General features: G+C 49.9%; 18 protein-coding genes. 7 read left to right on the plus strand and 11 right to left on the minus strand.

All coding sequences use genetic code 11. The features are described 5' to 3' along the window. Positions 1–41: 41 nt before the first annotated feature. Positions 42–2,294 (minus strand): AraC family transcriptional regulator, encoded by a 2,253-nt coding sequence (locus C557_RS0117160; protein WP_026263542.1) that lies wholly within the window; start codon positions 2,292–2,294, stop codon positions 42–44. 172 nt (positions 2,295–2,466) lie between these two features. Between C557_RS0117160 and C557_RS0117165 the strand changes: the two genes are divergently transcribed. From C557_RS0117165 to C557_RS0117185, 5 genes are all read left to right on the plus strand, one after another. Beyond that, the gene (locus tag C557_RS0117165) at positions 2,467–3,483 is read left to right on the plus strand and encodes a LacI family DNA-binding transcriptional regulator (protein ID WP_018753123.1); all 1,017 of its coding nucleotides are present in this window, start codon (positions 2,467–2,469) and stop codon (positions 3,481–3,483) included. A gap of 213 nt (positions 3,484–3,696) precedes the next feature. Further along, entirely contained in the window at positions 3,697–5,127 is a 1,431-nt protein-coding gene (locus tag C557_RS0117170) for a tagaturonate reductase (protein ID WP_018753124.1), read from the plus strand. Beyond that, complete coding sequence (locus C557_RS0117175; protein WP_026263544.1) at positions 5,115–6,602, plus strand: UxaA family hydrolase; 1,488 nt, start codon at positions 5,115–5,117, stop codon at positions 6,600–6,602. Before C557_RS0117170 ends, C557_RS0117175 begins: the two co-directional genes overlap by 13 nt. A gap of 54 nt (positions 6,603–6,656) precedes the next feature. Beyond that, the gene (locus C557_RS23715; RefSeq protein ID WP_018753126.1) at positions 6,657–7,367 is read left to right on the plus strand and encodes a rhamnogalacturonan acetylesterase; all 711 of its coding nucleotides are present in this window, start codon (positions 6,657–6,659) and stop codon (positions 7,365–7,367) included. Positions 7,368–7,532: 165 nt separating this feature from the next. Beyond that, complete coding sequence (locus C557_RS0117185) at positions 7,533–7,874, plus strand: cupin domain-containing protein (RefSeq protein ID WP_018753127.1); 342 nt, start codon at positions 7,533–7,535, stop codon at positions 7,872–7,874. Between the two features lie 162 nt (positions 7,875–8,036). Here the strand turns inward: C557_RS0117185 and C557_RS0117190 are convergent, their stop codons facing one another. The 8 genes from C557_RS0117190 to melA all read right to left on the minus strand — a co-directional run bounded on the left by C557_RS0117190 (position 8,037) and on the right by melA (position 17,306). After that, positions 8,037–8,993, minus strand: coding sequence for a 3'-5' exoribonuclease YhaM family protein (locus tag C557_RS0117190; protein ID WP_018753128.1), 957 nt, complete (start codon positions 8,991–8,993; stop codon positions 8,037–8,039). A 101-nt stretch (positions 8,994–9,094) separates the two neighbouring features. Next, the gene (locus C557_RS0117195) at positions 9,095–9,769 is read right to left on the minus strand and encodes an ABC transporter ATP-binding protein (protein WP_018753129.1); all 675 of its coding nucleotides are present in this window, start codon (positions 9,767–9,769) and stop codon (positions 9,095–9,097) included. Beyond that, on the minus strand, positions 9,770–11,026 hold the full coding sequence (locus C557_RS0117200) for an ABC transporter permease (protein WP_018753130.1): 1,257 nt from the start codon (positions 11,024–11,026) through the stop codon (positions 9,770–9,772). It lies immediately after the preceding gene. A gap of 5 nt (positions 11,027–11,031) precedes the next feature. After that, on the minus strand, positions 11,032–12,132 hold the full coding sequence (locus C557_RS0117205; RefSeq protein ID WP_018753131.1) for an ABC transporter permease: 1,101 nt from the start codon (positions 12,130–12,132) through the stop codon (positions 11,032–11,034). Positions 12,133–12,352: 220 nt separating this feature from the next. Continuing rightward, positions 12,353–14,122, minus strand: coding sequence for a methyl-accepting chemotaxis protein (locus tag C557_RS0117210; RefSeq protein ID WP_018753132.1), 1,770 nt, complete (start codon positions 14,120–14,122; stop codon positions 12,353–12,355). Positions 14,123–14,146: 24 nt separating this feature from the next. Continuing rightward, positions 14,147–15,127 (minus strand): BMP family lipoprotein, encoded by a 981-nt coding sequence (locus tag C557_RS0117215; RefSeq protein WP_018753133.1) that lies wholly within the window; start codon positions 15,125–15,127, stop codon positions 14,147–14,149. Positions 15,128–15,381: 254 nt separating this feature from the next. Next, positions 15,382–15,888 carry an SRPBCC domain-containing protein gene (locus C557_RS0117220; protein ID WP_018753134.1) on the minus strand — a complete coding sequence of 169 codons (507 nt, stop codon included), beginning with the start codon at positions 15,886–15,888 and terminating at the stop codon, positions 15,382–15,384. Between the two features lie 119 nt (positions 15,889–16,007). Next, positions 16,008–17,306, minus strand: coding sequence for an alpha-glucosidase/alpha-galactosidase (gene melA / locus C557_RS0117225; RefSeq protein ID WP_018753135.1), 1,299 nt, complete (start codon positions 17,304–17,306; stop codon positions 16,008–16,010). Positions 17,307–17,482: 176 nt separating this feature from the next. Between melA and C557_RS0117230 the strand changes: the two genes are divergently transcribed. Together C557_RS0117230 and C557_RS0117240 are read left to right on the plus strand one after the other, a co-directional pair. Next, positions 17,483–18,349, plus strand: coding sequence for an AraC family transcriptional regulator (locus C557_RS0117230; protein WP_018753136.1), 867 nt, complete (start codon positions 17,483–17,485; stop codon positions 18,347–18,349). Positions 18,350–18,502: 153 nt separating this feature from the next. Beyond that, entirely contained in the window at positions 18,503–20,578 is a 2,076-nt protein-coding gene (locus tag C557_RS0117240) for a methyl-accepting chemotaxis protein (RefSeq protein WP_018753138.1), read from the plus strand. Positions 20,579–20,815: 237 nt separating this feature from the next. Here the strand turns inward: C557_RS0117240 and C557_RS0117245 are convergent, their stop codons facing one another. Further along, on the minus strand, positions 20,816–23,539 hold the full coding sequence (locus C557_RS0117245; RefSeq protein WP_018753139.1) for a WIAG-tail domain: 2,724 nt from the start codon (positions 23,537–23,539) through the stop codon (positions 20,816–20,818). A 69-nt stretch (positions 23,540–23,608) separates the two neighbouring features. Beyond that, the gene (locus tag C557_RS0117250; protein ID WP_018753140.1) at positions 23,609–25,585 is read right to left on the minus strand and encodes a glycoside hydrolase family 127 protein; all 1,977 of its coding nucleotides are present in this window, start codon (positions 25,583–25,585) and stop codon (positions 23,609–23,611) included. Positions 25,586–25,630: the final 45 nt, after the last annotated feature.

The raw sequence follows: 25,630 nt of genomic DNA on the forward strand, positions 1-25,630 counted from the left end.
TTCCTCAAAATGAAAAGCGCCCGTAGGCTCAACTGAACCTCTTAGTTCGCCTGCTTCATCCGGCGGAATTCGCCTGGTGTGATATGCTCTTTTTTGCGGAAGGAACGGATAAAGTTTTGGGAGTTATGATATTGCAGCCGCTCGCCGATTTCCTTGACGGTCATACTAGTCTCCACCAGCCATTTTTTGGCCATTTCCAGGCGATAGCCCATCAAGTATTCACTGAACGTCATTCCGTATTCCTTGCGAAATATGCTGCTTAAATAATTGGGATTGTAATGCAGTCGGTCGGCGATGTAGTCCAGTGACAACTCCTGATCATATTCCGCCCGTACAATCGCTGCGATCTCCTCGGATAAGCTGCGGAACTGCTGATTTGTCTTGTCCTTGATGCTCCTTACCATGGGGAAAATGACCTCGTTAACCAGCATACGTTCGATTTCCTCAGGATTGCGGGTATCCAGCAGCACGTGGTAAAGCGCGTAATTGTTTTGGGTCAATAGCACTTCAATCCCAAGGAGCTGCTCCAGTTGTATCAGATTGTTCACGAACCTCACGAGCGCAACCTCAAAATTCATGGAATTCTTATTCTTCTTCATCATTTCAGCGAGCAACAGATATAGACTTTGGCTTACCTGCTCCTCATCGCCCAGGCGAATGGCATCAAATAGCTGGGATTCCAGCTCTACCGGATAATGCAGCAGCACAGAGCCGGACACCACCATGGAGATATCCTCATAGAAAATAATAGACTCCTTGCCAAGGTTCAAGCGATGGTGCAACGCTTGCTTGCCCATTTCGCATGCCAGCTTGCTATCCAGCAAGCTATCATAGATCTCACTGATTCCAACGCTGATCGACGCCTTCAAATATTCGCGAACACTCTTCATCAACAGGGTGGCTTTCTCCAGCACTTGCTTGCGGATTTCCTGCTCGGTTTGCTCCTTGAACATCAGAATGGTTGCCTGGGTCTTGTCATTGAGCAAAATAGGCAGCATCCGCTGGTCTGCTGAAATGTTCTCCTCCACCAGCTTATTGATAGCGAGCAGCAGCAAATCCCGGTCAGAGGCCTGGCGGTCGCCCAAATGATCCAGTTGTACGAGCATGGTGACAAACCGCCAGCCGTCCAGATCATGGTATCCAATTCGGTTCAGCTTCTGAGCTAATTCCTCGGCCGAGACCCGGCTGCGGAACAGGTTCAATATCAACTGCGTCTCAAGCTGCGGACGCTCGGCCTCCATCAGACTCTCCAGGCTTTGCTTCTCGGAAACGATGGTGTCAATGGACGAGATGATCCACTCAATTTCATTCTTGGCGGCGGCGGGAAGCAGATCGCCTGGCAGCCGATGCTTGATTTGCTGAATAGGCTTGGTATACCGGGAAGCGATGACATAAGCGACGACGACAATGAGCAAGGTCAATACCAAGCTTAACGTAACAAGCCCAAAGCGGGTCATTTTCAGTGCTCCCGCAATCTCTGCTTGGTCCAGCACCGTCACATAAGTCCAATTGTTGTAACCGGATTTGGCATAAATGAGCTTGGCGGGCAAATGAACGCCCTCAGACTTCTCGGGAGTCAGCATTCCCGTCGAATCACCAGCAGCGGCGAGCTCCGCGATCCGTTTCAGATCCCCTGCGCTAAGAATGCCTTGGTCTGGATGCGTTTCATACATCAGGTCTCCCTGCTTATTCAGGATAAAGACCGGGGTAGCTTCCTCCGTCTGGATCATCTGGTCTAATGTTTCGAGGGAAATGTCGGATAGGGCAATCGCCTGCTTCTGAGTAGAAAATACGGGCAGCGTGTTCACGAACCGGATACCGGTATCGGTGCGAAGCCAGAACAAGCTTTGTGATCCAGGCTTAATATACCTATCCACGAGTTGCTCGCGTTCCTCGTTGGTTAGCAAGGTCAGGCGCCCACCGGCTACCTGCCAGTTATGTACCAGACTGATCAGGGCATACTCCGTTCCCTCCATCCCCATGGTGGCGATATAGTTCAATTGCGAATTCACATTGCGGTAAGCGATGAAGTCTTGTGCAGTAAGCGGATTGTTTACGACTTCGCGAAAGGAGGTGGTTGTGCTGTAAGTATCAAAGGCGTATTCGATGCTCTGGATTTTGTGTTCGAAGTTGTTTTTTGTTTGCGTGATCAGACTCTGCTTGCTTCCGGCCACCCGCTCGATCACCGAACCTACCGTACTGAAATAAATATAAATGCCAAATGCAGCGACGAGGCCCACGCCAAGAATCAGAATAGGGATAAAGATTTTGTAAAACATCCTACCTTTGTTCATAACCATTGCCCCTTTTTCCAATAGATACCACCTACATTATAGCGCTTACAGTAAAATAATTACAAACTAATTTTCACGTGTGCACACTTTATTTTTATTGACTTTTTTACAATTTGAGCATTAAAATGAAAACGTGAAACCTATTCTGTTGATTTGGAGAAAATACGAGCCTATGATTACGATTAAAGACATTGCCCGCGTAGCCGGCGTCTCCCATACCACCGTATCCCGGGCCCTGAACGGGAACCCGCTGATCAAGAAAGAGACTCGGGACAAAATCGAGAAAATTGCCGCCGAAATGAACTACGTGCCTAATTTTAGCGCCAAAAGCCTTGTGATGAAAAAATCCTATACGATCGGTCTCTTCTTCTCCAGCATCGATGAAGGAACCTCGGACAGCTTTCTGGTCGAGGCCATCAAAGGAATTCATCATGCGTTGGACGAGAACTACAGCCTTACGGTGCACGGCATCGACGACATTATCCATCTGGAGGGCATCTCCCCGCAACGCTTCGACGGTATTCTGGTCATGAGTCAAAGCGATGCCGACAATGCCTTCATCTATCACGTCAAAAGTGCGGGCATCCCGCTGGTTGTGCTTAACCGCCAGTTGGATGATCCGGGAATCGCCAACGTGGTGGCTAATGATCGCGAGGGCGTGCGCGAAGCTTTGGATTATGCCATCGCACAAGGACATCGCCGATTAGCGATCATGGAGGGCAAACCCGGCTTCAAATCAGCGGTTGAACGCAAGCAAGGCTTCCTGGAAAGCTTGCTGTCCCACGGCCTGTCACTACCTGCCGCCTATCAGATGGCCGGAGATTATAGCATCGATAGCGGATACCGGGTCATGGAAAGGCTGCTATCTCTTCCTGAACCGCCAACCCTGGTCTTCTGTGCCAATGACGACATGGCTATTGGAGCCATGAATGCCTGCTTCGCGCATGGTATCGCCATACCGCAGCAAATCTCCCTCATCGGCTTTGACGACATCGTATTCGCGCGATATACCAATCCTGCTCTCACAACGATTCGCAAGCCTGTTGCCGATATTGGGGAGCTGGGCACCCGCAAGCTAATTGAATTAATGCAGCGGAAGAATGAAGATTATACACAGGGCACAGCATCAGATGGGCAAGTTTTCGTACCGACAAGGCTGATGGCCCGTCATTCGGTAGCTAAGCTTTAAGAGGACGAACATACATTTAAAGTGTGAGTTCCCCCTCTCCTAGTAAGGCTGCCTTCATATAAATCTTAACCCGTCATTTTGCAATTTGGAGTTCACTCGACTTCTTGAGAATTTTTTCACTTTTAATGCTGTGTTTTTTTACTTAAAAATGTTCACGTGTGCATTCACCATTCTTGTATTCTCAATCTATTATAAAAGGAGACGATCATTTCTATGTCCACTACTCTATCCCGCACTCTTTATCCTAATTTGCCCACTTATCCTGAGCGTGTCATCCAATTCGGTGACGGCAACTTTCTACGTGCCTTTACCGTTTGGCAAGTTCAGCAGATGAACAACCAGGGCCTGTTTGAAGGCAGCATTGTCATGGTCAAGACGTTGGCCAGTCCCCGGAACGAGCATTTTGACAATCAGAATCACCTTTATACCGTGCTACTGAACGGAATTATGGATGAGCAAACGGTACGCAAACCGGAGATCATGAGCTGTGTAAGCCGCATCGTGGACCCTTACAGCGAATATGAACGCTTCCTAGCCTTGGCCGAGCAGGATTCGCTGGAATTCATTACTTCAAATACTACGGAAGCGGGCATTGCCTACGATCCGAAGGACCGTCTGGACGATGCACCTCAGAACAGCTTTCCCGGCAAGCTGACAGCTTTGCTCTATCGCCGTTTTCAGCTCGGCAAGCAGGGCTTTACCATCATCCCTTGCGAGTTAATCGACCGGAACGGAGAACAATTGCGGGACATCGTGCTTCGTTACGCGGCAGACTGGAACCTGGGCAACGACTTTATCCACTGGACCCAGCAAGAAAATACCTTCTGTTGCAGCCTGGTGGACCGGATTGTTCCCGGATTCCCTCATGACACCGCCGCCGAGTGGGAGCAAGAACTAGGCTACAGTGATCATCTGATGGTGACGGCTGAGCCTTACCTGCTTTGGGTCATTGAAGGCCCCGAAGAGGCAGCCAAGCGGCTTCCCTTGCGACAAGCGGGAGTTAATGCCGTCTTCACCCGGGACATGACTTTATATCGCGAGCGGAAGGTGCATCTGCTGAATGCCCCGCATACCGCCATGGCTGCCCTGGGGCTGTTGGCCGGAATCTCTACCGTTGAAGCAACGATGACCGACCCGGATTTCTCTGTTTACGTCAAGCGGCTGATGGAAGATGAACTGATTCCGATGCTTGACTTGCCAAGGCCGGAGCTGGAGGAATATGCTCGCACGGTTAGAGAGCGCTTTCTGAACCCTTTTATCCGGCATGAGCTGGCTTCGATCTCCTTAAACAGCGTATCGAAATTCAAGGCTCGATTGCTGCCGATATTATTGCGCTACCAGCAGGAGCGCGGAGACCTGCCGAAGCTGATCACCCTGGCTCTGGCCGCCCTGCTGCTCGCTTATCGCGGCGATCGCCTGGAACGCAAGGATAACCCCGAGGTACTGGCCCTGTTCGATGAAGCCTGGAAGCAGCCCGCGCATCTGGTTCCATCTATTTTGCAAAAGAAGGAATTGTGGGGCGAGGATCTTTCTACTGTTCCGGGCCTTTCTGACAGGCTCAAAGTAGACATTCAGCAGTTGGAGGCTCTGGGTGCCCGGGCCGTATTACAACAAATGGGAGGCGAAATTTCGTGCAACGATTAATGAAAATGAACGCCCGCGACAATGTCGCCGTAGCCTTGCAGCCGATTGAAGCGGGTGAGAGCCTTGAATTTCAAGGCTTACAGCTTCTAGCCAATCAAGCGGTGCCTCAAGGCCATAAGATGGCTTTGCAGCCGATTGCAGCAGATCAGGATATTATCAAATACGGTTATCCTATTAGTCATGCTACCCTGGATATTGCTGCCGGCGATTGGGTGCATACGCACAACGTCAAGACCAATCTTGCCGGAACCGAGCAATATGAATACGTGCCAGATCTGCAACCCGTAACTTATCCGAAGCGTAATCTGACCTTTGAGGGCTATGTTCGGGCCAATGGAAAGGCTGGCATTCGCAATGACCTTTATATTGTGCCAACGGTGGGTTGCGTCAACGGTATCTCCGAGCTGTTGATCAGCGCCTTCAAGGCAGAGCATCCTGATCTGGGGGCGTTCGACAATATCACGGTACTGAAGCACCCCTACGGCTGCTCGCAGCTTGGCGACGACCACCAAATGACCCGCAGCATTCTGCTTGACATCGTCAAGCATCCCAATGCCGGTGGTGTGCTCGTCATGGGGCTGGGGTGCGAGAACAACATTGTAGCCGAGTTCCGCGAGCGGCTGGGCGATTACGATGAGAAGCGCGTCAAGTTCCTCGTCGCCCAAGAGGTAGAAGACGAATTGGAGGCCGGGCTGAAGCTGCTGGAGGAACTTTACGAAGCAGCGAAATACGACCGGCGCGAGCCTGTGCCGCTTAGCGAGCTGAATGTCGGTTTGAAATGCGGCGGCTCCGACGGATTTTCGGGAATTACCGCCAACCCGCTGCTTGGTGCTTTTTCCGACTTTCTTATCTCGCAAGGAGGCTCCACCATTCTGACCGAGGTCCCTGAAATGTTCGGCGCCGAGAAAATGCTGATGGCTCGCGCCGAGAACCAGGAAGTATTTGAGCAGATCGTTTCCCTGATTAATGATTTCAAGCAATATTTCCTGTCCTATGGCGAGCCCGTATACGAAAACCCATCTCCAGGCAACAAGGCTGGCGGCATCAGCACCCTGGAGGATAAATCGCTTGGCTGTACCCAGAAGGCCGGCACCGCTCCGGTGGTCGACGTTCTGCAATATGGGGAAAAGCTGCGCAAGAAAGGTCTGAGCCTGCTGCAAGCGCCCGGTAATGATTTGGTCGCATCCTCCGCTCTGGCTGCAGCGGATTGTCAGCTTGTGCTGTTCACTACTGGCCGCGGTACACCGTTCGGCAGCTTTGTACCTACGGTCAAGGTGGCAACCAATGAACAATTGTTCAAGCGCAAGCAGCACTGGATGGACTTCAACGCCGGAACAGTGCTGGAGACACCGATGCAAGAGGTATTGGAACAGTTTATCGCTGACATCATCGACATCGCCAGCGGCCGCAAGACGCAAAATGAGCAAAACGAAGTTCGCGAGCTGGCCATTTTTAAAACAGGTGTTACTTTATAGCACGTGAACTACCTCTTTCTTATAATCATTCTCCACTTGTCAGGAGGAGCAAGCATGTCATTTACTATATTTATCGCGGGTGATTCCACCGCAGCGCACAAGGGAGCCCATGAGAAGCCGATGACTGGCTGGGGGGAATACCTTCAGGATCACTTTGACAACTCTGTACGAATTGATAACCGGGCCGTGAACGGGCGCAGCACAAAATCTTTTCTGGCTGAAGGCAGACTGAAAGCTATTAAACAGGCCTTTCAACCGGGCGACGTTTTGCTGATCCAGTTTGGCCACAATGATGGCAAGCAGGAGGATCCAGCACGTTATGCCGATGCCGAGGGGGCGTACCCGGACAATTTGCTCCGCTTCATTAGCGCTGCCCGGGAGCTTGGCGGCACCCCGGTATTGCTCACCTCCGTCAGCCGCCTGAAGTTCACAGCGGAAGGAGCGCCGGACCCGCTGGCCGTAGGCGCCTATCCGGAGGTGATGAAGCAGGTGGCCGCCGAATCTGGTACGGCCCTGCTCGATATCTTCACTGCCTCCCAGCGCCTTTACGGCGCACTGGGCGAGAAAGGCTCACGGCATCTGTTCATGCATTTGCCGCCGGGAGTCCATCCGAATTATCCTGATGGCATTCAGGATAATACTCATTTCTCCGATACGGGCGCCCGCCACATCGCCAGGCTGGTCGCCCAGGCCATCCGCCGTGCGGAAGGCCTGGATACACTGAAGCAACATCTGCTGGGCGGTGGGGTGAGCGTCAACGTATAAATTCAGCAGGCCAAGGACCTCGGGCATAATCTCTGCCCAGGTCCTTGGCTTTTTTTTCATATCTTGATCTGCATCAAGAATCTAACTAACGGGTAGTGTTAACCTGTAGAAGTAACAAAGAAGCAGCTCCGGTTCCAAGCAACCGGACAAAGGAGGATGTTACTCATGGAAAAACAAACATTAGAAGCATTGCAGGATTACCAAACGGACAAGTTCACGAAGCGCATTGCCTTCAAGAAAGGCGAAAGTGTGGTATTTGTACTGAATTTTATGCCTGGACAGGGCTTGCCTACCCACACTCATCCCGGTACAGATGTCTTTATCTTGGCTCTGGAAGGCAGCGGCACCGTAACGGTCAACGAACAAGCCTCTTCGCTGAACAAGGGGGACATCATCCATGTGGAGGGAAGCGAAGCCTTCGCCTACAACAATTCCGGACTTCAACCTGCCAGCCTGTACGTGATCTTGACCAAAGTACCCTCGCCGGAATACGCACAAAATATTTAATGACAGCAAAGGATAGGCACAACGGCCAGGTAACCATAACAGCCGTGCGCCTATCCTTTGTTGATTACTTCTTTCTAAATTATGACTTACGCTGCTTCCAGCGAAATAATCGACTTCTCTCGAATAGAACGATAAGCTGCTTCCATCAGGCGGGTCAATTTCCTACCATTTCAAACGGTAGATCCCCTTGTTCTCCAGGCCGCGGATGTACGGTGTCCATTCCTCCGATTCCGGTGTGGTGGACAAGGCATCCTCCGCCATTTGCAATTTGGCATCCAGTGCATCGATATGATGCAAGGCTACCGCTTCGGCAATCTGAGGTTGTACCGGGCTGCCCCATTCCCCCAAATTATGATGCGACAAGACCAGGTGCTGTAATCCGACTACCTTGGGTGAATCAAGCGCAATACCAAGGCGGATCGCCGCTTCGGTAATCCATTGCGAGGCCATGGAGATATGTCCAAGCAGCTTGCCTTGAGTGCTGTATTCGGACACAATGCCAAGCTCAGCAACCAGTTCCTCAGTTTTGGCGATATCATGCAAAATAATGCCCGCCTTTAACAAATCACGATTCAGGAAAGGACGTTGTCCGCACAGGAACTCACCGATTTCCAGCATCCGTACCGTATGATAAGCCAGTCCGGCAAAATAAGCATGATGATGTGTTTTTGCTGCCGGATACACAGCGAGCTTCTCCTCGACTTTATTCACGCAGAAGCTAACAATAGAACGTATCTCGTCATCCTGAATTTCAGTAATAACCCCCTGGATGGTCTGTAGCAGCGTCTCCGGTGTAATGGGGGCCGAACGAATAAAGTCTGTCAGCTTGACCCCATCCTCCGGCTTGACCGGGCGAATTTGCATCACCTTAATTTGCAGCTTCTCACGATACGTCTGCACAAGTCCGCGCACCTTAACCAGTCCCATGGCAAAAAACGTCTCTTTATCTGTAGATGAAGCGTCCCAGAACTTGGCCGGAAGCTCTCCAGTCGCATCACACAGCACCATATCGAGATAATCCTTGGGCGGATTCGCATTGGTTTGCTTTATTTCCAACGCCTTTAGCAAATAGTAGCCTACGAATTCGTCCTGACTTTTTAATTGATTAATTTGGGTCAACAATAATTCCTCCCGCTCCATGATAGACCTATTATACTACAGTCAAAATCGGATAGGAGCTTAACTGAGGTTTAAGTTTAACTAGGGCCTGCCCTATGCCATCAACGAATTCGCTTGACTTTCCCATCCACCAATTCGATAATCCTATTGCATTTTTTAGCAATTTCTAAATCATGAGTTACGATAATGATAGTTTTACCTTCCTTATTGAATTGTTGCAAAAGATTCATAATTTCTTCTCCGGTGTTTCGATCCAAGTTTCCCGTTGGTTCATCCGCCAGGATCAATTCAGGCTCCCCTACTAAAGCTCTGGCTATAGCAATCCTTTGTTGTTGACCTCCCGATAGTTCATCGGGTGTTTTATGCAGATGCTCCTGTAAACCAACCTTCTCGATATATAGCTTTGCCTTGGCTATTCTTTCTTTATGGCTTGATTTTCGATAGGTTAATGGTAATGCTACATTATCAAGGATCGTGTAGTCTTTGAGTAAAGCAAAATATTGAAACACAAACCCGATCATTTGATTCCTTGTCCAATGAATTTTATGCTTTTTGATTTCTCCAAGCGACCGGCCGTTTAGCAAGTATTCGCCTTCCGTCGGGGAATCAATTAGTCCTAAAATATTCAATAGGGTGCTCTTGCCGGAGCCTGATGGTCCCATAATGGCAATCAGTTCCCCTTTATCGATATTCAAATTCACACTATCCAAGGCAAAAGTGACATAGCTTCTATTACGATATATCTTTTTCACGTCTTTTAATTGGATGAGCTCCATCTATTCCATTCCTCCGATCAATGATTTTGGCTCCATGTTTTTAATAAACAAAAATACAAAAAAATTCGAGATCAGAGTAATAAGAAATAAAATCAAAAACACCGATAGAAGAACAGGTATATTCAATTTGTAATCTAATGGACTTGCCAAATTGAGCTCGCTTGAATAGCGTAACAGCCCATTATATTTCCATGCAAAATGCCCCAGCGATAGGCCCATGCCAACCATCCCAATAAGCAAATTCTCCAGCGTAATTTGACTGAATATTCCATACTTGCTTTCGCCCAGAACCATTCTTATACCGAATTCTCTTTTCCTGATCATTATCGATACCATCGTTGTTACCACGATTCCTATAACTGAAAACAGGATAAAAGATAATCCCAATACAATTTGTGGAATTTCTGTGTAGGCATTACTGATAATATTTTGGTTCACCTCTTCGCCTAAGCTTTTCAAATATAATTTAACATCGCTTCCTTGAAGCTGAATGGTTTGATTTAATTGATCCAGCTCCGCACCTTGGCGCAATTGCACAATCGTACCGAGATGCAGCCTTATAAACATCGAACCATAATGATTATATGTATCTTCAGGCATAGGGATCAACATGGCCTTATCCAATTTAAGATATAAATTAGATGTGTTGTTATTTACAATGTACTTTTTAGGCAAGAAGCCAATAATTTTGTACTGATGATTAAGGACATCACCTATACGAAAATATTTTTTAAAATAGGAACCCACCAATACATTCGTTTGCTGGCTTCTACTTTTTTTGAAATCCTGACTGGTGAATTCTGTACCTTGACCAGCTTGCATATTTAAGAGACGGTTATAATTTTCATCAATCACAATTGCATTAATCGAAGGCTCTTTCATGTTATAGTTTGTTTTTGTCAATTCGGCAAGCATTTTACGGTTAAGTGGTCTATTGCTTGTATCGAGTATGATGTTATCTTCATAGTAAGTGCCATAGGAAATGACGTATTGATTATTTTTCATCTTTTGATAAACTTCATCAATTTGCTCTTTACTGAACTTCTTTTCATCAACGCCCTGCAAACTCCCGTCAGGTGTAACGAGATACGTACTGTTTAAATCCAAAAATGAGCTATTCTTTAAATAAAGCAAATTATAAAAAATATTCACCGAACCGGTTATGGTTGATAATCCATAAGTGAATTGAATAAGAAGGAGTATGGAGATAACCCATCTCTTTTTTAATGCTTTAAAGGCACTATATATTTTAAACATCATGGCTACTCCTTTAAGGCTTTGGCAGGTTCAATTTTCATAATATGAACAAGCGGTATGATCGAAGTAATTAAAGAAATTACGAGTGTAATCAAAATACTTATGACAATATGGCTAAAGCTTAAGCTAATAAAATAACTTGTAAAATTGAGAATCATGAAGCTCAGCTTACTGAGAAGCCACTGGATCAAGATGGCGCAGATTGCCGTCAAAATTGCACATACGAGCAACTGGCCAATGATAAAAGTAAACAGATTTAGATTGCTTGCGCCTAAAGCCTTTCTCAAAGATATTTCTTTCCTTTTCAGAAATATCCATAAATAGCTCACGTTAATGCAATTAATTAAAGCAATAAGAAAAAGTTTATACGGGTAACTTAGGACTTCTTTTACACCTTCTCTTGAATTTTTTTCATTTTCATAATTTTTCGCTTCATTAACGACCTTGGTTTCCACTTTCCGATAAATTTGTTTCGTTTGCAAAATAAATCGATCGATTTCTTTTTCCGGATTCATATTCGACCGAACTACAATTTGAAAAGCATTTTGCTTTTTTATGCTCTGTTGAATTGAATCAGGCAACTTATTAAGAGAAATATAAATTTTATAATTATACACATTGATCAAATCTCGCCCGGCGTCTTTCCCGGTTATTCCTTTGACATCGTATTCTTGACCAAACAATTTGATCGTTCCGGGATGTTCGGAAATTAGTTTTCCTGCTACGATATCGTTAGATTCATCCGATTGTATTTTCGTTCCCTGAATTAAAGGCGGGGACCATATTTTATGATTTAGCAACCCGATGACCTTGGCTCGGCCTACTTCCGGAATCATCGTCGTAATATCACTGGTTATAACGCTTGAGTTTTCAAAATTGGTTTCTGCAATTTCTTGAAGCCGATTTAGATCCAATTCTTTTATATTTGTTAGAATGATCGAATAATAGTAATTAAAAAATCCATTTTTGGAATGGTAAAAATGTTCATCGTAATAGTTTTGAGTTGAGAGAGCAATGAGTATGGGGAAAATCGTTAATAAAAATCCGATAAACAGCATGACGAATATTTTTTTACTTGCTAATATGCCCTTTACAATCTGTCGCATATTTTCCTCCAATAGCACTAAAACGTGAATAAGGCATGCCGCCTTATTCACGTTTTGTAATACTTTACAATGCTTTTCCTTGCATATGCGTTATCTCCCACCATTTTTATAGACAAATTTTACTCCCTTCCAATTACCTTCGTGGTCACATACAAATTATACCATCACATATCTTTTCTGCTATATCTCAGAGAATCAAATATGACTCCATGCATCGGGGCTATTGAGCCCGTTGTCCGATCCACTTCTTGAATCCGGCCACCCGGTTCTTCCACTGAGTTACGAGCACGTCAGCTACCGGTGCAGCCGGACCACTCTTGGGAGGAAGCTCCTTTGGCCCCTCCAGCACGAATTGCTCCAGGGTCACAAGCAGTTGATCCGATACACTGCGCAGCAATTGGACCTTTTCGCTGATTGAAAGATAAGCCGTCAACTGCTCCGCAGTAGAGGCCGATATCTCCTCGCTTCCTGCCGCCGATTGCTCCGTGATCGCGCTAATGCTCTCGAACGAGCTCAGCACCTCGCTGCTCTTCGCCTCGGAAGCATTCATCCCCTCCTTCAGGCTATGCAGATGCTCGGCAATTTGCAATACCTTGGCGCGAATGCTGTCAAAGGAATCACGGGTCGTGCCAACGGCTTGCTCCTGCTGCCCCGTCTTCACCATTGCTCCGTGCATTGTGGAATTCACATCGTCAATTCCTTTGGAGATATTCTCCAGCACGGTCAACATCTGCTTAGCTGTCTCGGCACTCTGTCCGGACAGCTTCTTTACCTCCCCCGCCACAACGGCGAAGCCTCTGCCCGCTTCGCCCGCACGGGCTGCCTCGATTGAAGCATTTAAGGACAGCAGATTCGTTTGGGACGCGACTTCCGAGACATGTCCCGTCATTTCGCGGATATCGCCAATTGAGTCAGACAGCCGGCGCACAGCCGTCTCCATCTGCCGGATAGCCTCCATATTCTGTTCCATCAGGCCGCGCTGCCTGTCCACAGCCTCCGTCCCCTTCTCGATGGCCAGCACGGCCTCCTCGCCGTATTCGGCAGACCGCAGCGAGGATTGCAGGTTGGATTGAAACCCTCGCTTCATCTCCTCCATGCTTGAGACGGTGCGTTGCACGTCTTCTGTAATCGCTTGATTGCCTGAAGCCAGTTCGTTCGTGGACACTGCAATTTGCTTGGAAATATCGGACATTATCGTATTATCCCGCTCCAGCTCCTGTGTCAGCTGCTCTATCTGCTCACTGACGAACTGAGCGGTGCCAACAATGCCACGCAAATTAAGCACCATCGTTGAAAAGGTCTGCGTTAACTCGCCGACCTCATCCTTTTGCCGATAATCCCCCATATCGACGAATAGCTTCCCTGCTGCAACCTCTTGTGTAAGCTGACTCAGCCGCTTGATCGGACGGACAATACGACCCGTTGTTATGTAGTTTAGCAATACAGCAGCCCCGAACAGCAGAATTCCACCGATCAGGGAAAACAAGTATATATTCCGAATTTGAGCATCAGTCTTCTCAGTTGTGCTTTGCTGGAGCTCGGAGGCCATAATATTCATAGTTGTAATCCCGTTAAGTACGCCGAGAATTCGTGTAGATTGACGTTTGATTTCGGAAATTTGGCGGTCCTCCAATGCTGTCGTTCCCTCTTGCAGGACCTGGTCAAACCTCGCCTTGGCCTGCTCCAATAGAGCGAGATATTCCGGATTTGACACAGTCTGCAGCATGCGCTCCAGCCTGGCGCCCGCTTTTTCAAGCCGATCAAGTGCCTCCGTCTTGTTCGCCTCAGACAAGTTGCCGGAGGCGTTGGATAACGAAAGCTGAGCAAGGATCAGCTCCGTCTTCAGTTGCTGGCTCTCCGTCATTGTCTGGATCATCTGCCCACTTGAGTCCTGAATCCCCGACACTTTTATCGTGACATAGATTAATACCGCAAGCAGTACTAAAAGCGAAATGATCGTGTTTATTGTAAGCTTGAGTTGCAGTTTCATAGCTTGCCCCCTCCCGCAGATCGATTATTGAATGCCCTCGGCCAACATTTTCTGCTTCAGCGACTCGAAGGTTTGTTCCTCCTGATCCGTCATCGGCACAACGCGGATAGGGGCCAGCCCGACACCATTTTCCTTCAAACCAAATTCAAGATGCTGCGCAGAAAATTGATGCTGTTCCTGATAGCCTTCAATTGCAGTATAAATGGCGGCATCCACATTTTTAAGCATGGAGGTGAGGACGGCTTTTTCCGCCAAATAGAACTGGTCAGAATCGACGCCGATCGCAAGCTTGTCTTGCTTCTCTGCCTCTTCCAACGCGCCTGTCCCGGTAAACCCTGCGGCGGTATAGACAATATCGACCTGTTCCTGCTCGAACATGCGGGCGGCAATCTGCTTGCCGAGCTCGACCTTTCCAAAATCTCCGGCAAATTGAGATACGACCTTCGCTTGCGGATTAGAAGCTTTGACCCCAGCGATATATCCCGTTTCGAACTTGCGAATAATCGGACTGTCCACGCCGCCAATAAAGCCAACCACGTTTGAGTTCGTTTTCATTCCCGCCACGATTCCGGCCAGATAGCTCCCCTCATCTTCCTTGAAGGTAAGCGAGACGACATTCGGCTGTTCGGATGTTTCATCAATGAGCATAAACGTAGTGTCCGGATATTGGAGAGCTACCTTCTCCAGACTTTCCTTGACCATAAACCCTAGTCCGATAACCAAGTCGCTGCCTTCCTCCACGAGCTCAGTCAATCCTTGTTCATAGGTTTCGGTCTCGGTAAGCTCACGATAATCGAAGAAAATATTCAGGTCCTCCTGGGCTTGCATCAATCCCATAAATGCGGCATCACTGAAGGATTGATCCCCGAGACCCACGTCGGACAGCATAACGCCGATCTTCAGCCGCTGCTTTTCCTTTAAGGAAGCTTCGTCCTGTCCGGAGCATCCGCCAATGAGCAGTATTATTCCCGACAGAAGCATCCAAATTGCTTGTATCCGTTTCATTTTCGAGAAGACCTCCTATGTTTATAGTAGGTTGCTCTCTTCAATATACTTATCGATTGTTTTCCAAAAGTTAACGATATCAGTGAATTTTGTCGAATGTTTTGTAAAGATCCGTTTCGTAAAATCCGCAGATTTCCCTTGAATAAATTAGTGCGCTGAAGCTACACTGGCAAAATTCTTGAAATCAGGCTCCTACCAGGAAATCAAAAAGAGCCCGTCCGAATAACTCGGAATCAGGCTCTGATACGATACTATTACTGTTGCTCCACATATTCCCCGAGACGCTCCCAGGTTTCGACAATACCCTGCTCCATCCCCATCTGCAGCGTAGAATTCAGAGCCTCCTCAGATTCAAATACGGAGCGGCTGGTCACTTTGGTCTTTCCATCCTGCTCTGCAAACTCCAGAATAACCTCCGTTGCCGGCATCCCTTCCGTCTCATTTCCTTCAGCATCAGAGAAATAGTCAGTGTATACCAGACGTTCACCCGGAATAATTTCGCGGTAAACTCCCTTGCCCCAGGATTCCATGCCATAAAATTCGCCTTGTGTCTGATCCTCGCACGTCATACAGTAATGCCAAATCCCGCCTTCACGCAGATCGACTTTACATGCGCTAAGGTTCCACCCTCGCGGGCCCCACCAATGCTTCAGCCGCTCCGCCTCCGTAAACGCCTGAAATACCAGCTCCTTCGGTGCATCAAAGATTTGCTCCATCACAAATTCTTGGCCCTCTACATTGACAATTGGCTTGCTGCTCATTGAAATTCCTCCTGGTCATTGGTTTGGTAAGGATGATTTCCCGGCAAACTTACTTTTTCTAGTATGACCGATTATATTCCTGCTTTTATAAAAATTTTAATATCTTAACGTTGTTGATTTTATTTGAACTTCGGAAGCCAGTCACCGTGCGCTTCGATCAGGTCGTCGCAGAGCGCCGCAATATCGTCCAGCGACAGCTCTGCCGAGGTGTGCGGATCAAGCATGGCCGCATGATAAATATGCTCCTTCTTGCCCGTTATCGCCGCTTCGATCGTGAGCAGTTGGGTATTGATGTTGGTCCGGTTCAGGGCGGCCAGCTGCGGCGGCAGGTCCCCGACATAGGTTGGCGTAATCCCGGAGCGATCGACCAGGCAAGGAACCTCGACACAGGCTTCCTTCGGAAGATTCGTAATAAGACCGGTATTCATGACATTGCCACCGATTTTGTAAGGGATGTTCGTCTCCATCGCTTCCAGAATGTACGAGGCATACTCCTTGGAGCGTTGATGCTCGATGCTCTCGCTGGCAAAAAGCTTTTCACGCATTTCCTTCCACCTGTTAATCTGGTTAATGCAGCGCCGCGGATATTCGTCCAGCGGAATGTTATATTTCTCGATCAGTTCCGGATAGCTCTTCTTGATAAAATAAGGGTGGTATTCCGCATTATGCTCGGACGACTCCGTCACGTAATACCCAAACCGCAGCATCAGTTCAAAACGCACCATATCATGATGCTTCTCCTTTTGCTTCTTTGCGGCGCGACGCTTGATCTCCGGATACAGGTCGATCCCGTCTTTCTTCACCTCAAGCAGCCAGGCCATATGGTTAATGCCCGCGATTTTTGCTTCGACGCCGGCAGCATCCATAGCCAGTGACTTGAACAGGTCGGCCACGCAAACCTGCACACTGTGGCATAGCCCTACCGTCTTGATGCCGCCCACCGTATTCATGACATTGGTCAGAACAGCCATCGGGTTCGTGTAGTTGAGGAAGAGGGCATCGGGACACACCTCTTGCATATCCTTGGCAAAATCCAGCATGACAGGTATCGTGCGCAGGTTGCGGAAAATGCCGCCAATTCCCAGCGTATCGGCAATGGTTTGCCGCAGTCCGTACTTCTTCGGAACTTCAAAGTCCGTAATCGTACAAGGATCATAGCCTCCTACCTGAATGGCGTTGATGACGTACTTGGCCCCTCTCAGCGCTTCCTTGCGATCGGTATAGACTTTCACGACACATGTACTGCCCAGCATGGCCTTTATACTGTTCAAGAGCCGCTCGGAATCGCGGAGCCGCTCCGGATCAATATCGAACAAAGCCAGCTCGAATCCCTGCAAGGCCGGTGTCGTCATCACATCGCCAAGCACATTTTTTACAAAAACCGTGCTTCCCGCACCAATAAACGTTATTTTGGGCATGACATAATCCCTCTCTTCTCCTAGTGATGGAATGGCTTGAGCTTCCCCCTAACTATACCCTTGCTTCCACTGCCATAACATGGAAAAAAGCATGTTTTACATGTCATAATCCCATTTTTTCGATGCTGCTATGCTAAGATGGATACTAGAAAACTATAAAGGAGATCTCCCATTTCATGGAGCTTTATAATTACACTGTCTCTTCGTTGCAGAGAAAAATCGATCTGAATTTACTCTTCTTCGGACTGGAAAAATGCAAGCCAAGGCATACATGGGGGCCAGGGCTGCGGGATGCCTATATTCTTCACTATATCCATGCCGGACGCGGCCTGCTCCGGACCAAAGAATCGACCTTCGAGCTTGGAGCAGGTCAAGGCTTCGTGATCATGCCGGAGACGCTGGTCCACTACAGCGCCCACGAGACCGAGCCATGGTGCTACTCCTGGCTCGGGTTCACCGGGATGAATGCTCGTTCACTGCTGCAACGGGCCCAAATCGATGCGGAGCGGCCTATTTTTGAAGTGCCTGCCGGAAGTTATCTGGAAAATTTCTGCGAGGAATTAAAAGCGACTTACGAGACCCGAGGCAGTGATGTGCATAGCCAAAGCGTCCTCTATCGCGTGCTGGCCGAACTGATCCGCTTCTCTCCTGAGACCCGAGATGAGCGAAAACCTGCTGCTGCATCCCGCGAGGGGTACATTCGCAAAACTATTGAATTTATAGAGAGCAGCTATAGCCAAAAAATATCCGTTCTGGAGATTGCCCGCTTTGTTGGCCTGGATCGCACCTACTTGTCCGGGCTGTTCAAGGAACGCTTCGGTGTGTCTCTGCAAGCTTTTCTCCTTGAGTACCGCATGAACCGGGCCGTCGAGCTGCTCCAAAATCCGGAGCTCTCAGTTAGCGATGTCTCCCGCTCTGTCGGCTATACCGACCCGTTCCTTTTCTCGAAAATGTTCAAAAAGACTATCGGCCAGGCACCGGCCTTGTTCCGGGAAAAAAGCCCTCTCGTTTCCGATAGGAAAGACCCCGATTGTTCCGATTAACCCACCAGCAAGTCCAAGAGATTGTTGATTTCGTCAGACCTGTCGATGAAAACGACAAAATTCTGCAATTACATGGTATAATCTGCTTGGAAAATAACTCAAGCTTAAGTCCCAATTCCGGGGGAAGCCATCAAAAGAGACAGGGGGATTACTATGACAAATGAACGTTGGATCAAAGGAAAGGGACTTCAACTCCGAACGGTACGAGGCAAAACCTTGGCCAGCTTGCTGCCTGCTTTTTTGGTTACTTTGCTGCTGGTCTCGGGAATTTCTTATGAGCATGCCAAAGGGATCATTCAAGAGCAGATCCAGGATCGGATGAATGTTCAATTAGACGAGGTATCAGGTCAAATTTCAGCCAATCTGGGCAAACACAGTAAGCTGCCGGAGATTGTAGCGCGAACCGTGGAAGATCAGTGGACTTCGTACACGCTGGAGCAATATCGGACGATTATGGGCAAAACCCTGGATACCAATCCGGATACGTCCGGAATGGGCATCTATTTTGAACCAAACCGCTATGATGCAAAGACGAAATTTTTCTCCACCTATGCTTACCGCAGCGGGGACAAGATAGCCACCACAGAAGAATACAGCAATCCCTCCTACAATTACGTTGAGCAGCCCTGGTATAAAAACGGCTTGAACCAAATAGAGATAACCCCGCCATACTATGATTCAACAATTGACATGACCGTGGCCACGGTGTCTGTGCCTTTTTTTGCAGCTGACAAGACCCCGCTTGGCGTTGTAACCGGAGACCTGAATTTGAAGACCATTCAGCAGTATGTGGAGAACGCACAGGTTGGTTCAGGCGGCTGGGCGACACTCTATGATGACAGCGGAACCTATCTGGCCGGCCCGGATGCCGCGAAGGTTCTGAAAGTGAAGCTTGCGGAAGACGACAACAAAGAGCTGGCCGCCTCAGCCAAGACGCTGCTGGGCACCAATGACGGGAAAATCGTCTACCATGCAGATGGCGATACATATCAGGTTTATCATCAAAAAATAGCGGAAGTTGGCTGGGTGCTTGCTATAACGGTTCCTGAAAGCGAATTGTTCAGCCCGCTGCACTCCTTATTGCTGTGGATCTCCGCCATTAGTATCGCAGGGATTGCAATCGTCACCGCTTCCCTCCTGCTCTACAGCCGGGTGATCACCCGCAATCTGGGCAAGGTCAACAGCCTGGCCAAAAGTCTGGCGGAAGGGGATTTCACCTCCCATGTGTCCATCGGGGGAAGGGATGAATTTGCAGCCATGGCCGGGCACCTCAATCAAATGACCGGCAATATGCGCGAGTTGCTGGAGAATATCGGCGATACCACGCTGCATGTCGCCGCATCCTCGGAAGAGCTGAGCATGAGCTCGGAAGAATGCAGCAAGGTGACGGAAAATGTGGTTATGTCCATTCAGGAGGTTGCCTCCGGTTCCGAAGCGCAGATGGTGTCCACGCAGGAAGCGGCTAGGGCGATGGAAGAGATGGCAAAGGGAGTTCAGCGTATCGTTAACCATTCGCTGGCGGCCTCCCAAACGACAGAGCAATTGAGTGAACAGGCAGAACGGGGCAGCCGGCAAATGCAGGAAGCGGCCCGCTTTTTGAGCGAGATGGAGCGAGAGTCCGCCGGAACGGTTGAACTGATTGCCTCCCTGGATCAACATTCCGCCGAAATCGGAAACATTGCGCATTTGATTTCGGAAATCAGCCGCCAGACTAACCTGCTCGCACTGAACGCTTCGATCGAAGCGGCCCGGGCGGGCGAGCATGGCAAAGGCTTTGCTGTGGTGGCCCAGGAAGTGAAGAAGCTGGCGGAGAATTCAGCCAAATCCACAGAGAGCATTGACGATTTGATTAAAGCCATCCAGCAAGGAAACGCCGAAGCGGCCAAAGCCATGACCAAGAACAGCAGCCAGGTAGGCGCGGGGGCAACGTTGGCGGCAGAAGCGGAACAGACCTTTGATCAGATTTTACAGGGCTTGGCCAGTATCACAACGCAAAGTCATGAGATTTCCGCTTCCTCCCAAGAGCTTATGGCCGGCACAGAGCAAATCAACTCCAGTGTTGACCAGTTGGCGCATATTGCCCGCGAGACCGCCGGTCATGCCCAGACCGTGGCGGCCGCATCCGAAGAGCAGCTCGCCTCGATGGAACAGGTTGCGTCTTCATCCGCCGACCTGTCCAGCTTGATGGACGGTCTGCAAGCCCAGACCTCCCGTTTTAAAGTAAAATAACGAATGGTTAACCAACAAGCTGTCTATCAGATTCCGGCTCATGGCAGGCACCCTTGCTCTTGGCTAATGGTAGGTGCTTGCCAGCCCCTATTCCGGACTTTCACCGTATAGATGACGCTCATGCTGGGCGTACTGCCAAAAAGAAAAGGTCGCGCCGGACGACCTTTTCTTTTTTGGTGTTTTGCTCATTTATTCATCTGTTTTGCAGCAGTTTCTTGCTTACCAATATAGCTTGAATTATCCGATGCTGCCAACCGCAATCCAGGTGACGCAGCCGTAATTGACCGGACTGTCCTTGAGCCTGGAGACCGTTAATACCGCCGAATCCGCGGCTTGTTCCTTGAGCGTCGCATAATAAGCCGAATGGTTCGTCATCGCTACGAGCACGAACTCGGAAGAAGCAAACGGGGCCTCAAACGTAATGACGATTTCCGTCTCCGATTCATGCTGCTGCAGCAAGAATGCCGCCATGCCAAACTGCTGTTGTGCGCCCCCTCCACTTGCCGACTGCACCGGAGCAAAGGTAAGATGCTCGGGGCCAAAAGCTCCGGATTGCACATGGCGACTCCCCACCGATTGTACCCCAAGCTGCTCTGCGCCAACGGCTCCTGCCGCCAGATGCTCCTGCTGCACCGCCTCCGACTGCAAATGGACGGAACCGACGGCAGCTTGCTTCAACGCCTCAGCATCCACTGCCCCAGGCTGCAAGTGCGCGCGTCCAATTGAAGCGGGCTGTATATCCTTGCCGTTGATGCCTTCCTCCGGCAGCAGTCCCTGTTGCAGCAATTCTGCAGCCAAATGCTCCAATCCAACAGCCTCTGCCACAAGGTGGCAAGCATTCACCGAGCCGGCTGATAAATGCTGGCCAGCTATGCTATCCGCAGCCAGATGGGAGGAATGCACCGCCCCTTCACCCAATTTATCCGCTGTCACTACGCCCCGCTGCAAAGCCCGCTCCGACACCGAATCGGCCGCCAAATGCCCGGCTTCCACCGCTAATGCGCCCAATTGTTCCGAAGTGACTGAACCTAGGGCCAGATGCGACGTATGGATACATCCGGCAGCCAATGCTGCTTCATCAACAGCGCCTGGAGCAAGATGTCTGGACTCTACCGCTTGAGGCCCAAGCTTGCTGGCGGTTATGCTGCCCTCGGCCAGCTTGGAGGAAGTTACGGACAAATCCCCCAGTTTGTCTGTGGTCACACTTTCAGGAGAAAGCTTTAGGCTGGTGACTGCGTGGTTTTGCAGATGCTGGGAGAAGACGGAACCCTCACCCAGATGTTCCTCTCGAACCGCCCCCTCTTGCAGCAGTCTGCCATCCACACATCCGGGAGCAAGATGAATTCCGTGAACGGACCCCAACGCCAGATGTCCCGACGTAATTTGCCGCCCTCCAATCGCCGCTTCGGTAATTGCGCCAAAGCCGATAGCCCTCATGGTCACACTGCCCGTTCCCAGCTTCTCCGCTGTTACGCTGCCAGCTTGCAAATGATGGGTTCCAACAGCTTCCGCAGCAAGATGCTCTGCCGTTACCTCGGCAGCCCCCAACTTCTCGCCAGTTACCGCACCATCAGCCAAATGCCATTCCTCTACCGCCGACGGCGCTAATTGCCCGGCCTGCACTGACGCAGCTGCCAGATGCACACCCGTAACGGCTTCCGGTGCGAGATGACCCGACTGCACAACGCCTGGAGCCAGATGGCGGGCCAGCACAGCTTCATCGGAGATTTTCCCGGAGAGAATGCTTTGGTCCGCTATTTTCGAGGAAGTGATGGACTGCTCGATAATATGCGAGGTGCCGACGGACTGGTCGCCCAGCTTGGTAAAAAGGATCGACTTGTCAGCGACATGCCGGCTTTTGATCTCCCCGTCTCCAATATGATTTTGCCCGATGCTTCCCGGCTGCACATGCCCACCGGTTATGGCCCCAGCCCTGATATGATGGGATTCAATCACCCCTTCACCCACATGTTCGCCCGTGATGCTTCCTTCCTGCAACTGGTTCGCTCCTACACTAGACCAGGCCAAATGCTCCTGACCGATTTGCCCGGGAGCCAAATGTCTTGGAGAAATGGCATGATCCGCCAGATGACGGCTTTCAACGGCTCCCTCTGCCAGCTTGCCCGAAGTTACAGAACTATCGCGCAGCTTGGATGTCGTGACGGATTGCTCACCCAGCTTGGAAGTGTCCACCGCACCATTGCCCAACTGGGCTGTCTGGATCGCCCCACTGCGAATTTTCTCACCCGTGATGGCCTGATCCTGCACCAACTCCGACGTAATCATCCAGTCACCGAGATGACGGCTTTGAATGGTTCCTTCCGCCAGCTTTTCGCCCGTAATGGCCCGGTCAGCCAGCTTCTCCGGTGTAATGCTGCCGTCCGCCAGCTTTTCTCCGCGAATAGAATGGTCACGGATAGCCCGGCCTTCGATGGAGCCTTCCGCCAGATGATTGCCGTTCACCGAGGAAGGAGCCAGCTTCTGAGAAGTTACGGCCTGGTCGGCCAGCTTGGCATTCTCCACCGCGTAGTCCGCAATCCAGGCCGTACCGATGGAGCCGCGCTTAATTCGGGACGCATCAATGGTAAATGGAGCAATCTTCTCTCCGGTAACAGCCGCATCGATGAGATCGTCCGTATAAATAATGCCTGTTTCCTGATGGGGTGCCGCCTTCTCCAGCAACTGCTCATGCAATATTTGTTGGTGATTCCGGCCCGGAGCATTCTCCTTCCCCGGCAGGCTGGATGCCAAATCAGCCTGATCGTTCTTGGGGGGTGACGGTGACAACGTTGATGTCTGATGAATATGAAGCTCCTTCGTCTTGGACTGCTGCAACCCTTTCCGTTCTTCCAACAGCTTTAATTCGTTAATCTCGGGATTATCCACATAGTAGAGCGATTTCTTTGCTCCGCCGGATTTCACAGGCTTGATCTTTTTCAGAGCCGCCCTCTCCTTTGTCAAAAGATAATTATCTCCGGTATCATATGCGGATCTTTAGGCACTTGTCACAACGTCACCCGAGAAGAGCCATCAATGTTCCCTTAGCCACACCGTCATTTCTCCCTCCCCCCGGTTGGCCCAGGCATAATAAGGGATAAATTTAAGCGATACCTGCTGTTCGGAAGGACGCGCAGCAGAGCTGTACAAGCCGCCTTGCCAGCCTTGCTCGGACAACCGGATTCCCTCTGCTTCCACGGTGACCACTCCACCAAGCAATTCGTTGGCCCAGATATCTCGTAATTCAGACGACTTGGGCAGGATAATCTCATGTAAATGAGGCCCATGATCCGCTTCTTCGAGACAATACACCAGCGGCCCGCGTTGCAGTGCCACCTTGCCCGCATTGGCTCTTACGAGCGGATGACTGTACATCCGGGTCACAGGCATCTGTAGAACCAATTCCACCTTGTCTCCGGCATGCCAGTCGCGCTGCAGCAAATAATACCCATTTTGAACCAGAGCTTCATCCGCTTGCTGAACCTCGCCGTTCACCATTACCTTCGCTTCAGGGCACCAATCCGGAAGGCGAAGTGCTAACGTGAAGCGCTCTATGCCTGTTGGCTCTATGGCAAATTGCACGTTCCCGTCCCAAGGGTAATTTGTGGTTTGCACCACCTTGACGGCTCCATCCCCTATCTTCAGCTCCGCTTCCCCGCCGATATACAGGTGAGTATAGAGGGTATCCCCCTGCACCGAATAGATATATTCACCCAGAGAAGCCAGCAATCGAGCCACATTAGGCGGACAGCAGGCACATCCGAACCAGCCTTGACGTACCGGCTTGACATGATCCACGTTATGATTGCCGCCTCCGCAAGCTTTGGGGTCTACCTCCAGCGGATTGACATAAAAGAAGTGCTTGCCATCCCGGGCCATGCCGCCAACTACTGTATTGTATAGCGCCCGCTCCAGCACATCAGCATATCTCGATTCGGGAGAAATACGCAGCATCCGATGGGCGAAAAAGATCAGACCGATCGAGGCGCAGGTTTCAGCGTATACCGTATCATTAGGCAGATTATAGTCAAACGAAAAGGCCTCGCCCTGGGGCATGGAGCCTACTCCGCCGGTAATATACATCTGCTTCCCGGTCACGTTGTCCCAGAGCTTCCGGCAAGCTGCCAGCATAGTATCGTCCCCGGTCATTCCCGCTACGTCAGCCATCCCTGCCAGCATATACATCAGCCGGACGGCATGCCCGGTTGCTGTCTCCTGCTCCCTGACGGGCAGATGAGCCTGATGATATTCCAAGTCTACCCGGTCTACCCACGTCCCGCTCCAGAACGTCTTGCCTTCCCGTTGCTTGAGCTCTTCCTCGAAAAACGACGGCTGCTGCCCACGCTGATCAAGAAAATATTGGCTTAGCTGCAAATAACGTTTTTCGCCAGTCACCTCATAAAGCTTGACCAAAGCCAGTTCAATTTCCTGGTGTCCATCATAACCAGCCAGCTTGCCAGGCTCGTTGCCGAATACTTGGTCAATGTAGTCCGCCAACTTGCACACCACCTGAAGCAGCTTGTTTTTCCCCGTAGCCCGGTAGTAGGCAACCCCTGCCTCGATCATATGTCCGGCACAATAAAGCTCATGGCACTCTGTCAGGTTCGTCCAGCGTTTATCCGGCTCCTTCAACTGGAAGTACGTATTTAGATACCCATCCTCCTGCTGAGCCAGAGCAATAATATTAATCATTTCATCCGCAATTTGCTCCAACTGCGGATTTGCATCCGTTTCCAAAAGATAAGCCACGGCTTCCAGCCATTTGGCGACATCGCTATCCTGAAACACCATCCCATAAAATTCACCTGGCTCCAATCCGGCGGCAATGCGAAAATTCCGTACCGCGCCACTAGGCTCGGCTGCCTCCACCCGATCGTTCAGGGCCTCCCACTGATAAGGTACCACCACATCCTTGACCAGACCGATATAATAACTCCAGAAATCGTCCTGAATTCGCACCTGATGAAGCGGCACTCTTCCGGACCATGATTCCGTATGACTAGCTTGCATCACGAAATATCCTCCTTTGGGAAAATAAGTTGCTAACCTCCTTCA

Origin of the sequence: Paenibacillus sanguinis 2301083 = DSM 16941 (assembly GCF_000374825.1) — a bacterium.
GTDB classification, from domain to species: Bacteria; Bacillota; Bacilli; order Paenibacillales; family Paenibacillaceae; genus Fontibacillus; species Fontibacillus sanguinis.